Genomic DNA, 14,728 nt, shown 5'->3' on the forward strand with positions numbered 1-14,728 from the left:
CATTGTCGATTCTATGGATTTCTTCATTCGCTCTCCTACCTCTCTTCATGATCAAGTTGCTGTGCGGGTGGAAGCTCTCGCATCAACGGATGAATGATCGTGACACAAGTGCCTTCTCCTTCCCGGCTCTCCAGTACGATCCCGTATTCATTCCCAAAGGACAGTCGGAGACGGGCCTGCACATTCAACATGCCATAGCTTTTGCCGGTCATGCCAGGCGAAGACGCCTCCAAACTTTCCAAAGGAGCTTCGAGCAGACGCTCCATCTCCTCTAGCCGCTCTTTGGACATACCCGCCCCATCGTCCTGAACGGTCAGCAGCAGTCTGCCGTGTTCTGTTTTGGCCTCCATACGGATATGCCCTGGCCCACGCCTGCCCTTGATTCCATGATAGATTGCATTTTCCACCAGGGGCTGAAGCAGCAGCTTTAACACGAACAAATCCCGCAGTTCCTCGGGAATATTCAACGTATACTGAAGACGATCACGGTATCGTGTCTGCTGAATTTGCAAATAACTGGTGATATGCTCCAGCTCGGAATGCAGCGGAATATAATCCTGTCCTTTACTAAGCCCGATACGAAACAATCGAGATAGAGCGCCAACCATGTCGGATACATCGTCTGCGCCTTCTTTGCGCGCCATCCAATGAATGGTATCCAGGGTATTATATAAAAAATGGGGTTTGATATGCTCCTGCAAACTGCGCATTTCGGCATCGCGCTTCTGCCGCTCCCTCAGTTCATTGAGTGATATGAGCTGCCGAATCTGTGCCAGCATTCGGTTAAAGCTGTCGCCGAGCATGCCAATCTCATCGGCACGATCACTCCAGCGGCCTGTTCTGAGATTACCGGTCTCCGCCCTGCGCATATACGACATAAGCCGGAAAATGGGCTGGGCAATGGAACGTGAGAACCATAAGGAGGCACTTAGACCGAACAAACACACCACGAACACAAAGCTAACCACATAAAACTGAATCTGGCGTACTTCGGTTATGGACTCCCTTGCCGGAAATACCCCCACCGTTCTCCACCCTGTAAATGTGGACGACTGATACATGAATAATAACTCTCCGCCATCTGCTTCGGCAGTAAACGTCCCACTGTCCCCGGAGGGAAACCAGTCTGCAGGGATGTGCTCAATCAGGGGATGCTCAGGCCTGTAAACGCTCCGTCCCTCTGCATCCGTCACCATCACATATCCGGATTTCCCCAACGTAACATTTCGGGCAGCCTGAGAGACGGATCTCAGCTTAAGATCAATCATAATGACCCCTCGCACACGTCCTGATGCTTCATCCGTTATAGAGCGTGCAACCGAAACGATCTCATCATTTTTGTACCGTACATGTGTCGTGAGATTACGCTCTTTCGGCTGACCCAATACCGTGAAAATGCCCGGATTAACCGAAGCTTTTTGGTACCAGTCTTCCTGGGTCAGGCTCTTCTCCGCTCGGGGGTACATCTCGTTACTGATATAGTCACCACTTCCGTTAACGAGAACAATCCCGGCAATTTCTGGATACAGGGTCGTGAAGCCCTGCAAGGTTTGCTTGATGCCATACAGCCGATTTTGCTCCGTCTCGGCATTTGTGTCCTTGTTTTTCACCGTATCGCTGCCTGCATCATCATTCGGTGGCGTTTTGTTGTCCATAAATGCACCAATTTCCGGGTCAAACGCAATCAGGTATGTCATGTTTTGCAAATTCTCCATCTTGCTGTTAAGGGCTTCATTCACTTTGCCAATGAGTTGCATGGTATGCCCCTCAACCTGTCGCTCCACCACCCGCTCCACTGTCCAGTTCACGAGCAATCCGAGTCCTACGGAAGGTACGATGGCGAATAGCAGAAACAGCAGCATCAGCTGATAGCGAAGCGGCATGTTGCGCAAGCGTAAACGTCGAATCCCGTTTCTGAAGTTTGAGCGAATGGCTCGCCGGCTCCAGAACCTTGATCTTGTGGAACCCCCTTTGTTACTTGGCATAATAATCATCCACATTCGAGCGTGTCACCACAGAGATCCCCGTGTCCACCATTACCGGGATCGGTGCATTTTCACCGGAAGAGGACGGGGCAGGAACCGTCAACTGATGATGCAGATGAAACAAATATTGAAGCGACCAATATCCCATGTTCCAGGTTCCCTGTGCAATCGTGGCCGAAATCGTACCCTTCTTGATCATATCCAATGTAGCCTTATTTGTATCAAAAGATATAATCTGCAAAGCATGACCATCCCCTGCATTTTGAACAGCTTCACCCGCTCCAGCCCCTCCGGTCGCCTCGGTCACAAAAATACCCGCCAGCTTGGGGTGAGCCTTCATTATTCTCATCGTTTCATCTCTGGATACCATCGCATCTCCGTGTCCATCTGCAACTTCAACCACCTGCATGGAAGGGTATCTCTCCTCAATCGTATCGCGGAAACCCTTCGTCCGCTCTTCATGATTCTGCTGTTCAGGCAGGGTCAATACGGCGACCTCTCCCTCACGTCCCAGCAGTTCAGCCATTTTATCGGCAGCCGTTACACCCGACTTGTAATTATCTGTCCCGAGAAAGGAATACGCCCGGCTATCCGGTGCATCCGCATCGAACAGTACAACGGGGATATCCGCGTCGATTGCCTTGTTAATCGCCGGGATCAGCGATTGAGGATCGATCGCAGATATGGCAATGCCCGCAGGTTTACGAGCGATGGCCTGCTCGATCACCGTTGTCTGCTCCTTCGCATCATACCGGGTAGCTCCGCGATATTCCACGGTCACACCAAGCGCATCCCCGGCGTCCTCGAAACCTTTGAGCGGACTCTTCCAGTACTCCAGCCCGGACTGGAACGTAATCATGATGTACGTCTCACCGATATCGCCGCGCAGCCCCCGGTCCTCCCAGGAGCTGTTCACCTGACTAGTGTATTCAAATCTCAGCACATATAGGGCAAAGGCTGAAATAAGTAAAATATAAACCAGCAGCATTTTCTTCATTTCATTCACTTCCTCAAGTGGTCTGATCACCTTACACTTCGTTTTAAATTGTAAACGCAATCAATCAAAAAGGAAACTACTCTTCCTTTTCGGAAGGAAGCTGCTATTACTGTCCATGGATCAGCTGCAATAATGTACTATAGCCCGGAGCGTCTCTGACGTATGATCATGAAACCAAATGACTTCCAGAGGAGATTTCAGATGAATATTACATCCTTTTTGATCTACTGCATCGTCGTTACCTTCACACCCGGGCCCAGCAATATCGTCATTCTATCTTCCACACAGAAGATGGGCCCGCGCAAAACCATGCCCTATGTCGGGGGAGCCACACTGGCCTTTAGCCTGCTGCTTACTGCCTCCGCTTTCCTCAATCAACTGCTTGCCGGAGTGTTGCCCGGAATTCTCAAGGTGATGCAGATTGTCGGGGGACTGTATATGGTGTATTTGGCCTACCAGATCTACAAAATGGGTTCTACAGAAGCTGCACCCAAACAGGTTACCGGCTTTTTGAACGGTCTGGTCATGCAATTTGTGAATCCAAAAGTGGTCTTGTTCACCTTCACTGTCATTCCAAGCTATGTATTGCCCTATTATCCAAGTACATTTTCATCGTTTTTGTTCGTGTTGCTTATTACCTTCATTGGCTTTCTCGCCTATTCCAGTTGGGTTGTGTTTGGCACGGTTTTCAGAACGCTGCTGAATCGGCACCAAAAATTACTGAGTATTCTCATGGCCCTTTTTTTGTTATACTCAGCCATTATAGTATCCGGAGTAATCTAAAGCTTGAGAGGTGTGCTGCATGGAACGCTTTAACTATAAAAAGTCACAAGACGTGCTGGCACTATCCGCCAGCTTTACCGATTTTGCATATAAAAAACATTGCCACGAAGAGTATGCAGTTGGCGTAACCCTGCGCGGCATTCAACAATACAACCTGGACGGACAATATCAGGCTTCTCACCAAAATGGCGTTATGCTGTTCAACCGGGAACAGTCCCATGACGGAAGCTCCTATGATAAAGAAGGCATTGACTATGTGATGCTGTATTTGAAGCCGGAATTGGTAGAGGAGATTATAGGCAAAAAGGAATTGCGTTTCGTAAGCCCCATCGTCTATGATCCCGAGCTTGCACGTAACATCCTGATGCTGAACAATGCCGTTCAGCACAGACAGGACGAAGCCGAATGCAGCGAACGGCTCTTCAATCTGGTTCATCTTCTGGCTCGGAAGGAGATGGATACCAAGCTCTGGTTGCCTCAGGATAGTCTGGTCCGACAAGCCAAGGAAATGATGTTTTGCAGCACCGAGGATGTGCTGAAGCTGGACAATCTGTGCTCCGAATTTGGCATGTCCAAGTTTCAGTTTATCCGTGAGTTCAAGTCACATACCGGCATATCACCCTACCAGTTCTTTCTGAACTGCAAGGTGGAGCGTGCTCGTCAATCTATCGAAACGCAGAAGGACGTCTATGCCGCTGTTGCCGATTGCGGATTTGTCGATCTGACCCATCTGAACAGGCATTTCAAACGGGTGTTCGGCGTCACGGCTTATGAATACATGTTGCAGCTAAACTAGAGAGTGTCTTCAAACCTCTGAAAGCTAGAGAAGGGCCTGAGTTTGAAGACACTCTCTAGTTGGATCGACTCCAATTCAATGCAATTTTGACCCTGCTCCTGAAAATCCCCGTATGGAACGTCAATGTACCTTAACACTCTGTACGGGGATTCGCATCTTTTTCACTCTGACAAACCTTATGTTCACAATCCAGCTTTCATCAGACCTGTAATCAGGTTCTTTTTTTCCGTCTCCAGATCCAGACCAATGCCAACCCTGTCAATAGAATGACTCCACCGTATAAGATGAGATAGAACAACCCATTTCGCCCATCGTTGATTTCCCTAAAATCTTCTTTACTTACAACCTTGCCTGCGCCCAGCAATTTCAAATCGTCTCCGGCTTGTTCAATAGAAACATTGCCACTGCACAGATTTGTACGCAGCTTATGATCCTCTTCATACTGATAAGCAAAGATCAGATAGGACTGATTTTTTTCAAATTGAACTCCACAGGAGTCAGATCCTCCGTCACTCCCGATGACCTTCATCTTTTTCATATTAACGCCCTTCCATCCGGTATCTACATCGAAGGTATACTCTCTTAATAAACCATCATGCTGCGATTGTTGAGAAAGGCCCTTCTTAACCACTTCTCCCGTGAATACCGCTGTATACGTCTTCAATCTCTCTTGGGCATCACTCTCGACACAACTGCAAGCATGCACTTTATCTCCCGGAAATAGAGCTAACCCAGACGCCACCAACAGCAAGACCAACATGTACATCACCAACCGTTTCATTTCGCCCACTCCCCTCCTACATTCACTGCTTGAAAAACCATCGTAAACGTTCATATTTTTATTCATGATATATATATTGTGAAATTATAGCATAATACAAATATCGCTTTGACCTGACATTCGCAAGGACACAGCCTAAGAATTCTTACACTGCGGAGGAACTCAACATTTGATACAAAACTGGAAAAAGAATATCTCATTCCCGTCGCTCGTTTCAGTGTTATGTCTCATCGCTTTTGTAAGTATCGCCCTGTCCATCAGCGACAACCAGATTCATCGATTCGATGATACACTGATTGGGTGGATTCAGGGTATGGAATCACCTGGAATGACACGATTTATGCAGCTGTTTACCTGGATGGGCAGCGGGAAGCTCGTGGTTGTCATTACCATCATCGCCATGCTTGTGTTATACGTTTCTCTGAGACACAAACGTGAACTGCTCTTCCTGGCTTGCGTGCTTGTGGGTTCAACATTGTTAAATGCACTACTCAAACTAGTGTTTCAGCGTGCCCGACCTACCATTAACCGGATTATCGAAGTGAGTGGCTACAGTTTCCCCAGCGGGCATTCAATGGCAGCGTTCAGCCTGTACGGTGGACTGGCCTTTCTGATCTGGAAGCATATACCTACCGTCACCGGACGTGTGCTTATGATCATTGCCAGTGCCGTCTTTAGCCTGACCATTGGTATAAGTCGTATATACTTGGGTGTGCATTATCCAAGTGATATTGTCGGCGGATACTTTCTAAGTGGGTGCTGGCTCGCCACCTGCATATGGTTTTACCAGCGATATTTGGAACGCTTGTCCCAATTGCATTTCAGAGGACTGGCATAGACGCTCATTATTGCGTGCATAAAAAAATACCCGGTTTTCCTTAACTGAAGGATAGCCGGGTATTTCTACATTCTGATGTCTGATCCTGAATACATCCTGAACTCGTTCAGGACCACATGAACCCGCCTGTCCCACTTAAGGGAACAGACGGGTCTTGTATTTTCACGCCAATTTATAGCTCTTCACCATTGGATTCAATAACTTTTTTGTACCAGTGAAAGCTCTTCTTTGGTGTTCTGCTCAGATCACCACTACCATCATTGTCCTTGTTGACATGAATGAAGCCATACCGCTTCTTCATCTCTCCAGTGGATGCGCTGACCAGGTCGATACATCCCCACATCGTGTAGGCAATGAGATCTACGCCGTCAGCTACCGCTTCTTTCATTTGTTCAATATGACCTTTCAGATAATCAATCCGATAGTCATCCTGAATGGAGCCGTCTTCTTCTACTACATCGACAGCACCCAGACCGTTCTCCACCACCATCAATGGAATCTGATAACGATCATACAGATGATTCAGCGTGTAACGCAATCCTTTCGGATCGATCTGCCAGCCCCAGTCGGAGGCTTCCAGGTATGGATTTTTGATACCACCCAGCAGATTACCTTCTGCTCTCTCTAGAGACTCGTCCGCACTTTCAACCAAAGACATATAATAACTGAAGGAATAGAAGTCTACGCAGCCTTCACGCAGGGTCTGTTCGTCTCCCGGTTGCATCTCGATCTGAATGCCTTCTTCGGCGAAGAAACGTTTCGCGAATCCAGGATACGCACCACGAACCTGTACATCACCGCAGATCATGTTGGACAGTTGGTCTTTCTTCTGTGCAAGCAGCATATCGTCTGGATTACATGTATTTGGATAGGTTGTCATGAACGCAACCATACAGCCAATCTTGAACTCAGGGTTGATCTCGTGTCCAAGCTTCACCGCTTTGGCACTGGCAATGAATTGATGATGCAACGCCTGGAAGCGGGTCTGTGGATCATCGATACCATCCGTCAACGTCTCTTTGCCTTCGAACAGAATACCTGCACCCATATAAGCGCCCAGTGGCATCGTCAGGATGTTGATTTCGTTGAACGTCAGCCAGTATTTCACCTGATCCTTGTACCGGTTGAAGAGGGTTGTACAATACCGGATATAACAGTCGATGACTTCACGGGAAGCCCAGCCATTATACTTCTGTGTCAGACCAAATGGCGTTTCGTAATGGGAGATCGTTACGAGCGGCTCAATATTGTACTTTTTCAACTCGGCAAAGACATTATCGTAGAACTGCAATCCCTCTTCGTTCGGCTCCAGATCGTAACCATTCGGATAGATGCGGGACCAGTTGATGGACATGCGGAACATTTTGAAGCCCATCTCTGCCATCATGGCAATATCTTCTTTGTAATGTCCGTAAAAATCAACCGCTTCATGGCTCGGATAATACGTGCCCTCTTCCAATACAGGCGTAATCCGGCGTGGAATCGTGTGAGTTCCCCCCGTCATCATGTCAGACGTGCTTGGCCCCTTGCCGCCTAGGTTCCATCCACCCTCGAATTGATTGGCAGCCGTTGCACCGCCCCAGTAAAATCCTTCTTTCATTGTCATGACCAGTTCCTCCTTCATATTTAACTCATTCCAATATTAAGTGCTTGATATTATGCGAGTAGCCGTTGCGGTCACGAATCGTTCTTCTGATCGCTGTTATCCTCGGATTTCTTTTATTCCCATTTCTAAATGGAAAAATCCGATGATAAAGGCGAACACTTCGTTTCGTCAGAATCGATCTCGTCCCCTTCACTACTGTGCAATAAATTAAGAACTAATTATAAGATTGAGGCAAAATGTCTTGTTAAGACTTTTACACCAGTGTACCATCCATACCCTGACACCTATTGTCATGGTATAATGACGGCATGGAAAATAACCGACTATTTAGAATATTGCTTTTGTTATTGGAGAAAAAGAAAGCTACTGCACCAGAACTCGCCCGTTTGTTCGAGATTTCTGTACGCACGGTGTACCGCGATATCGACAGACTGAGCGCTGCGGGCATTCCGGTTTACACCACTACTGGTAAACATGGCGGTATTCATTTGATGGACAGTTATGTCATGGACAAGTCCCTGCTGTCGGAAGAAGACCAGAACGAAATTTTGATGGGCCTATATAGTGTCAGTGCTATCCCCCACCTCAACAGTGCCCACATGCTGCAACGACTGACTGCCCTGTTTGATCACAAGCTGGATTGGGTCGAATTCAATTTCTCGCCCTGGGGCAGCATTCCTTTGCAGGAGAGAGAACTGTTCAATCAGGTGAAACAGGCCGTATTAACGAATCAGCTGATTACGTTTCATTATTTCAATTCGGATGGAGAGGAGAGCATTCCGACCGTCCAGCCACAGAAGCTTATATTCAAAAACAGTACATGGTACTTCAAAGGATATATTTTTGATGATCCTGAGCGGAGAGAAATCGAGACATTCAAGATGAAACGGATTACCCAATTGACTTTTCTGACGAGAAAACACGATCATCCTGCTACTGAGGGATCACCCCGCCTTGAATCAGAGGTAGCCCCTGCCCTAACCTCTCTGACACTTTTGTTCTCCAGCACCATTGCATACCGAGTGCATGATTTTTTTGAACCATCCCTCATTAAAAAAGAGCCTGATGGCAGGCTCCGTGTCTCCCTTGAACTGAATGTAGGAGAGTGGCTATACTCTTTCCTGTTGTCGTTCGGTTCCGAATTGACTGTAATAGAGCCTGCTCATGTTGGACAGGAATTACTCAGGCGTCATATGAAGGCTGTTGATCATTTGCAGAACGTCATGAACAAAGGACTCCACAATGAATGATATAATATAAACCTATACAACTTTTGACCACAGTTGACTCTCAGCCATACATCTGACCGAAGGAGGTTTTCCCCCATGCAAAACATTAGACGCAACAATGTGGAACGTTTCAAAGGGTTCGGTACGTTATATGATCAGAATCGGCCTGCTGCTCCCACTGAAGTGGTGAATATTCTAACGACATACCTTGGCAGCACACCGCGTATGGTCGCAGATGTTGGCTGTGGTACCGGCTTATCCTCGTGGATCTGGCTTCTTCAGGCCGAACGCATCATCGGCTTTGAGCCGAGTGATGACATGAGGGCTGTAGCTGAGTCCAAGTGGGAATCCGCGGGCAAGCCAGATAACCTCCGGTTTGTGTCCGGCTTGTCTCACGACCTCGGGCTTCCCGATGGCAGTGTGGATGTGCTGACCTGCTCCCAATCGTTTCACTGGATGGAGCCTGTATCCACACTGCGGGAGTTCGCGCGTGTACTGCGTCCAGGAGGCATATTTGCTGCCTACGACTGCGACTGGCCACCCATGCTGGACTGGCAACTGGAGCAAGCCTATATGCAATTGATTGCCCAAGCTGATCAGCGGGCACTCACTCTGGAGGATCAGGAACATCAGGCTCACAAATGGAATAAGGAAGGTCATTTACAGCAAATTCAGCAATCTGGCCTGTTCCGTTATGCCCGTGAGATTGTGTTTCATCACCATGAGACATTTGATGCAGACCGATATGTGAATCTGGCCCTCAGTCAAGGCGGTCTGCAAACCGCATTGAAGCTCGGAGCGGATGATCTATTAACGGCTGCCGACGAGTTCAGAGCACTCGCAAGCCAAATATTTGATGGACAATCCAGAACCGCACTCTTTTCGTATCGAATGCGCCTTGGTATTGTTTAAAAACAATACAATGCTTGCATCTCTCGTCCAGGCTAAATGAAATGAGGAGGTCAAATTAGTCATGAGCCTAACGGGACCTCCTTTTTCACTTTGACCCGAGAAAAAATTACTTTCAGGACAACCTCGTTTCATTATGCTGCTTTCAACGAAGTCTGAGATGTTGAATTTATTATGTTGGCTACATCATCAGGATGAGAACAAGTCACTTAACTGCTCTTCCCGTACATTTAATGCCAGCACCAATTTCGTTGGGTCCTGCCTTGAATAAATGACATTAATAATATGACCTAGCTGCACCTGAGATAGCGCAGATGATAAAACCTCTTTTTGCGTGGTCACATGGAAGGTTTCACCGTTCGCCTTCGTAATGCTGAGCTTGAGCTGAAGCTTTGATTTTATTATTGCTTCCGCCTCCAAGCGGGGTTACGTCGAGAATCTTGGCCATCGCTTTTTCACCTGTTCTTGCAATATCCATCATTTCAGGCGATCCCCCTTGCTGTACCATCTTTTCATCCAGCAATTGCTGCATATCTTCCTGCGACAGCCGCCCTCTCAGATCAAGCCCTACCTTGCGCTCATCCTTTACGGAGACGACTAATGGAAAAAACTGCCCGGCTGAAACTGTGCCATGGATGTCAGCGGGATGACGGTTTTCATCTCAGTATCGTATTTCTCACGCCCTCTGTACGAAACGGTCAGACCCAATCGAACCTCCGGCTGTTCATTAATATACGTACCTGTCTGCTGTATAGTCTTAATGACCCCAACTGCTGGCAAACCTGTCTTGACTCGACATACGCCGAAAATATTGCTTAAAATCGCAGGAACAAAGATCAGTGCAAACCCGGCAAAGATTGCCGGAGTGTACCACCATGCCTGCATAATCATAAACGGATTTGGCTTCTTCATACTGTTTAACCTGGATGTAGGCTTCCATCTTGATATTTTGGCACAGACAGCCAGAATTCACTGCCAGGAAGGGCCAATTCACTGAGTCTGGTTGCATGAGTCAACACGTCCACATAGGCCAGCTTGGAACGATAATATTGCACTTTATAAAACAAGAGCGCCTTGACTAACGGACGTGGCAGACCCACATCGTCTGGACGACCGTATTTTTCTAGGTAAACATTGAGGTAGGACGCATGTATGTATGTATGTATGTATGTATGTATGTATGTATGTATGTATGTACTCATGAGCCGTTACATCGTTTAATTGCTGATAATAGACCGCCTTCATCAGAGCTGTTGTCAGCTCTACGGTCAGCGTGTCATCCCGATCTGCCAGCGCATGCACTGTATCTTCTGGTATGGTCGACGCTGGAACCGACATTTGTTCGAAAATGGCCTCTGCCCGTTCGAGTGTTTCCTCGTCCTGAGCCGCAGCCTTTACAATATAGGAAGGGGATACCCCAAGACGCCCTGCGATGGCCTCTGCCAAGTCCTCAGGGAGCGGATAACGATTCGCCAGAATATTCGCAAAGTGGGCCTGCGTGACCAGACCCTCCACAAGGTCTTTACGGGAGATCTGTTTTCTTTTGCTTAGAAGTTCAATGCGTTCCTTCAGCATGGTATCCCTGTCCTTTCTATCCTAACGAGCGAATACATTCTATCCACATCATCGCAAAATCAGAGAAGAAACACCGCCCTTCCAGCGAAATCAACCGAAACGGTTTCCGTTTCCGAGATAATTGTTTTACAATAAGGAGGTATGCATAAGAGCATTTCACCTAAATGCTGAAACATGAGCTGAATATGAAAGGATGCAAATAAATGATTATTAAACCAAGAACACGTGGTTTTATTTGTACCACTTCCCATCCTGTAGGTTGCGCTGCGCAAGTGCAGGAACAGATTGATTATGTTAAATCCCAGCCGGAGCTGAAAGGACCGCGTAACGTGCTTGTGATCGGTGCTTCCACCGGATATGGACTCGCTTCGCGCGTTGTATCCGCATTTGGGGCCGGAGCGAATACAATCGGCATTTACCGACCAAGCAGCGCCACAGACAAACGCACGGCTTCAGCAGGCTGGTACAACTCCGCTGCATTTGAGAAGGCGGCTGAAGAAGCAGGACTGAAATCGTACAGCATCACAGGTGATGCATTCGCGAACGAAACACGAGACAAAGCCGTTGAACTGATTCGCAGTGAACTCGGTCAAGTGGATCTGGTTGTATACAGCGTAGCCTCGGCACGCCGTACCGATCCAAACACGGGTGAAGTATTCAACTCTGTACTGAAACCCATTGGACAATCGTATACCAACAAAACCGTCAATTTCCACACAGGAGAAATCAGCTCTGTTACCCTTGAGGAGGCAACCGAAGAGGAAATTCGTCAGACGGTAACCGTGATGGGCGGAGACGATTGGGAACTGTGGATGGATGCCCTGCAACAAGGCGGCGTGCTTGCTAATGATGCAACAACGATTGCTTTCTCCTACATCGGTCCTGAACTTACCCATGCCATTTATCGTGATGGCTCCATCGGTCAGGCCAAGAATCATCTGGAAGCCACTGCACACAAGCTGAACGATCGTCTGAGTGCAACAGGTGGACGTGCTTACGTCACTGTAGCCAAAGCGCTGGTGACTCAATCCAGCTCCGCGATTCCAGTGGTGCCACTGTACATCTCTGCATTATATAAAGTCATGAAAGAAAAAGGTCTACATGAAGGCTGCATCGAGCAATTGCAACGTCTGTTCGCGGATCGCCTGTATGCAGGAGGAGAGGTTCCAACCGATGCGGAAGGCCGGATTCGTATTGATGATTGGGAGATGAGAGCCGACGTCCAGGAAGAAGTGGCTAAGATCTGGAACGAACTGACCACAGAAAACATCTACGATCTGTCCGATCTGGTAGGTTACCGGCGGGAGTTTTTCCAACTGTTCGGTTTTGAAATGGACGGAGTGGATTATGAGGCTGACGTTGATCCGAATGTGGAAGTTCCACATCTGGTTAACTAAAGAACTTTTGGTGTGGACGTGAACTTAGGTTTTCGTTAGCGCTACGATGCAATGGTTAAAATGTGTTTATAAAATAAATGAAGGGGGAGCTACTTGGCTCTCCCTTTTTTGTCCTTTTAAATCCCCAGTACAATTCTTGTATCCGTACACTACTTCATGTTGTATCCCCTAATCAAATTGATTTAAGCAGCTTTTTCAACCCATTCGGTACCGCCTTCTCAATGATGATGGAATGTGCTCCATGCATGGATGCAAAGGATTGAAGTCCCTCGCGGAAATCCGTGATCCATTCCTCCACAGGTGGAGCTGTCTCTTCCATCGATAACAAACGAACGGTAAGCACTCCTGTTTTGCGATCAAGTCTCGGGTCCATACGTCCGATCAACCGATCACCATGAAGTATAGGCATGGCATAATAACCGTAGGTTCGTTTCACCTCTGGCGTGTAAATCTCCCATTTGTAATGAAAATCGAATAAATCCACAATACGTTCCCGTCTCCACAACAGGTTGTCCAGCGGTGGCAGGAAACGTACCGGACCTGACGGATCATAATGCGGCTCTTCCCTTTCCATATGCAGCAGCAACTCTTCATCTTCAGCACGAATGTAATAAGGCGTCGCCACATCCTCCACCTCCAGCGGGATCATTCGTCCATCTGACACACGGGCAGCGATATCTGCTCGGCGTTCAGCCGCTGTAGATTTCAGCCAACCCAGACGGGGATCACGTGCATCTACGACCCGATACGCATGAATGTACTTATCCAGCAGAGGCTGTCTCTGGGCGAACACATCGATGTCTTCTTTCATCGGAAACCCCTGTTGCTGCAACCCGGATTCGGTAATATGAAAATAACGTTCATTCCCCTGCCTTGCCACCACACGAATCACTGCCGAGTCCAACAGTAAATTCAGAGCAAGTGTTGTATCCTTGGTCTTTGGTACATCCGCACTGTCCCAATAGCCACTTACCCGTTCAACAGCGCGGAAAGCTCTTGAAGGTAAAGGTCCTTCTTCCTTTAAACGCTGTAACACATGCTGCACTGTCTTCTCCAGACCTTGCAAGGACGGAGCGAGACGTTCCCTTAATCGGGCACGCACAGGTTCAAAGAGAGCATAGTCTTCAATCGGAATGACACAGGCAGCATTTGCAAAATATTCAAATACCTTGTGATCACTCAGCAGCGCATTTAAGGTATCAGAAGTATATCCAGGGTCACGAGCGCCCAGCACCAGATGCTGGTTCCCGGTTACAGCAGCCACAGGATCGATCTGTACGCAGCCAAGAGAGCGGATCAGACTCATAACCTGTTCAGGTCCCGAAGGTAAGGAAACTACGGACCAACGTCCCAGTAAAGCTTGCGTATGCAGCAAAAAACGCCGAACGATTTTCTTATTCATGCGCAGGGCGGTTGTCATATGTATAGGTTCTTCCTTTCATTCAGGATAATTCCAAATTCAAATTCAAAAGATATATTGATTTTAACAGTCCAAAGGGTTCATTCCAACCAAAGGAATATCTTTATGAGTACGCGGGATTTATGCGGTCATCTGCACACCAGAGACAAAATAAAAAGAAGCACCACCATCCAGGGTCCGCTTCTTGTGTTTGACCTTTTGCAATTTTTCCTGCTTTGTGGGCATGATCCGAACATGCTGGGATAACGCTCCGTAATCTCCGTTTACTCTTCGGCTTTGTTCCGGGCACCATTGTCCCGATCGTTCTGCTTTGCGCATGGTTTTTTGTGTTTGTGTACGTGCCATTATAATGAACACTCTCCCTTGGTTGGTATGCACTCAATATATCATGTGCAGCCAGACAAGTGAAGGT

Annotated in this window: 16 protein-coding genes; 6 read left to right on the forward strand and 10 right to left on the reverse strand. The window is 47.7% G+C overall.

The window, feature by feature from the left end; genetic code table 11:
- Positions 1-35: 35 nt before the first annotated feature.
- Both ACR32F_RS24760 and ACR32F_RS24765 read right to left on the reverse strand, forming a co-directional pair.
- A complete protein-coding gene (locus tag ACR32F_RS24760; protein ID WP_440120005.1) occupies positions 36-1,883 on the reverse strand; it encodes a cache domain-containing sensor histidine kinase in 1,848 nt (615 codons plus the stop codon).
- A gap of 91 nt (positions 1,884-1,974) precedes the next feature.
- Positions 1,975-2,982, reverse strand: a complete 1,008-nt coding sequence (locus tag ACR32F_RS24765; RefSeq protein ID WP_440111740.1) for a substrate-binding domain-containing protein — start codon at positions 2,980-2,982, stop codon at positions 1,975-1,977.
- Between the two features lie 201 nt (positions 2,983-3,183).
- Here ACR32F_RS24765 and ACR32F_RS24770 point away from each other — a divergent pair, with 201 nt between their 5' ends.
- Together ACR32F_RS24770 and ACR32F_RS24775 are read left to right on the forward strand one after the other, a co-directional pair.
- Positions 3,184-3,765 (forward strand): LysE family translocator, encoded by a 582-nt coding sequence (locus tag ACR32F_RS24770; RefSeq protein WP_440111742.1) that lies wholly within the window; start codon positions 3,184-3,186, stop codon positions 3,763-3,765.
- A gap of 19 nt (positions 3,766-3,784) precedes the next feature.
- Positions 3,785-4,561: an AraC family ligand binding domain-containing protein gene (locus ACR32F_RS24775; protein WP_440111744.1), complete on the forward strand. Its 777-nt coding sequence runs from the start codon at positions 3,785-3,787 to the stop codon at positions 4,559-4,561.
- A 211-nt stretch (positions 4,562-4,772) separates the two neighbouring features.
- Here the strand turns inward: ACR32F_RS24775 and ACR32F_RS24780 are convergent, their stop codons facing one another.
- Entirely contained in the window at positions 4,773-5,342 is a 570-nt protein-coding gene (locus tag ACR32F_RS24780) for a hypothetical protein (RefSeq protein ID WP_440111747.1), read from the reverse strand.
- Between the two features lie 169 nt (positions 5,343-5,511).
- Here ACR32F_RS24780 and ACR32F_RS24785 point away from each other — a divergent pair, with 169 nt between their 5' ends.
- A complete protein-coding gene (locus ACR32F_RS24785; RefSeq protein WP_440111749.1) occupies positions 5,512-6,180 on the forward strand; it encodes a phosphatase PAP2 family protein in 669 nt (222 codons plus the stop codon).
- Positions 6,181-6,352: 172 nt separating this feature from the next.
- Here the strand turns inward: ACR32F_RS24785 and ACR32F_RS24790 are convergent, their stop codons facing one another.
- Positions 6,353-7,786 carry a glycoside hydrolase family 1 protein gene (locus ACR32F_RS24790; protein WP_440111751.1) on the reverse strand — a complete coding sequence of 478 codons (1,434 nt, stop codon included), beginning with the start codon at positions 7,784-7,786 and terminating at the stop codon, positions 6,353-6,355.
- Between the two features lie 308 nt (positions 7,787-8,094).
- On the opposite strand from ACR32F_RS24790, the gene ACR32F_RS24795 reads away from it, so the two are divergent.
- Both ACR32F_RS24795 and ACR32F_RS24800 read left to right on the forward strand, forming a co-directional pair.
- Entirely contained in the window at positions 8,095-9,036 is a 942-nt protein-coding gene (locus ACR32F_RS24795; RefSeq protein WP_440111753.1) for a helix-turn-helix transcriptional regulator, read from the forward strand.
- A 75-nt stretch (positions 9,037-9,111) separates the two neighbouring features.
- Positions 9,112-9,927 carry a class I SAM-dependent methyltransferase gene (locus tag ACR32F_RS24800; protein ID WP_440111755.1) on the forward strand — a complete coding sequence of 272 codons (816 nt, stop codon included), beginning with the start codon at positions 9,112-9,114 and terminating at the stop codon, positions 9,925-9,927.
- Between the two features lie 186 nt (positions 9,928-10,113).
- Here ACR32F_RS24800 and ACR32F_RS24805 read toward each other — a convergent pair whose 3' ends face one another.
- From ACR32F_RS24805 to ACR32F_RS24820, 4 genes are all read right to left on the reverse strand, one after another.
- Complete coding sequence (locus tag ACR32F_RS24805; protein WP_440111757.1) at positions 10,114-10,266, reverse strand: hypothetical protein; 153 nt, start codon at positions 10,264-10,266, stop codon at positions 10,114-10,116.
- A gap of 10 nt (positions 10,267-10,276) precedes the next feature.
- Positions 10,277-10,456 (reverse strand): hypothetical protein, encoded by a 180-nt coding sequence (locus ACR32F_RS24810; RefSeq protein ID WP_440111759.1) that lies wholly within the window; start codon positions 10,454-10,456, stop codon positions 10,277-10,279.
- Between the two features lie 65 nt (positions 10,457-10,521).
- Positions 10,522-10,836: a hypothetical protein gene (locus tag ACR32F_RS24815; RefSeq protein ID WP_440111761.1), complete on the reverse strand. Its 315-nt coding sequence runs from the start codon at positions 10,834-10,836 to the stop codon at positions 10,522-10,524.
- Positions 10,837-10,980: 144 nt separating this feature from the next.
- On the reverse strand, positions 10,981-11,499 hold the full coding sequence (locus ACR32F_RS24820) for a hypothetical protein (protein ID WP_440111764.1): 519 nt from the start codon (positions 11,497-11,499) through the stop codon (positions 10,981-10,983).
- Between the two features lie 203 nt (positions 11,500-11,702).
- Between ACR32F_RS24820 and fabV the strand changes: the two genes are divergently transcribed.
- A complete protein-coding gene (gene fabV / locus ACR32F_RS24825) occupies positions 11,703-12,896 on the forward strand; it encodes an enoyl-ACP reductase FabV (RefSeq protein WP_440111766.1) in 1,194 nt (397 codons plus the stop codon).
- 172 nt (positions 12,897-13,068) lie between these two features.
- Here the strand turns inward: fabV and ACR32F_RS24830 are convergent, their stop codons facing one another.
- Both ACR32F_RS24830 and ACR32F_RS24835 read right to left on the reverse strand, forming a co-directional pair.
- On the reverse strand, positions 13,069-14,316 hold the full coding sequence (locus tag ACR32F_RS24830) for a DNA glycosylase AlkZ-like family protein (protein WP_440111768.1): 1,248 nt from the start codon (positions 14,314-14,316) through the stop codon (positions 13,069-13,071).
- A 120-nt stretch (positions 14,317-14,436) separates the two neighbouring features.
- Positions 14,437-14,661: a hypothetical protein gene (locus ACR32F_RS24835; protein WP_440111770.1), complete on the reverse strand. Its 225-nt coding sequence runs from the start codon at positions 14,659-14,661 to the stop codon at positions 14,437-14,439.
- Positions 14,662-14,728: the final 67 nt, after the last annotated feature.

Source organism: Paenibacillus hebaui (assembly GCF_051934385.1).
Classification (GTDB): Bacteria; Bacillota; Bacilli; order Paenibacillales; family Paenibacillaceae; genus Paenibacillus.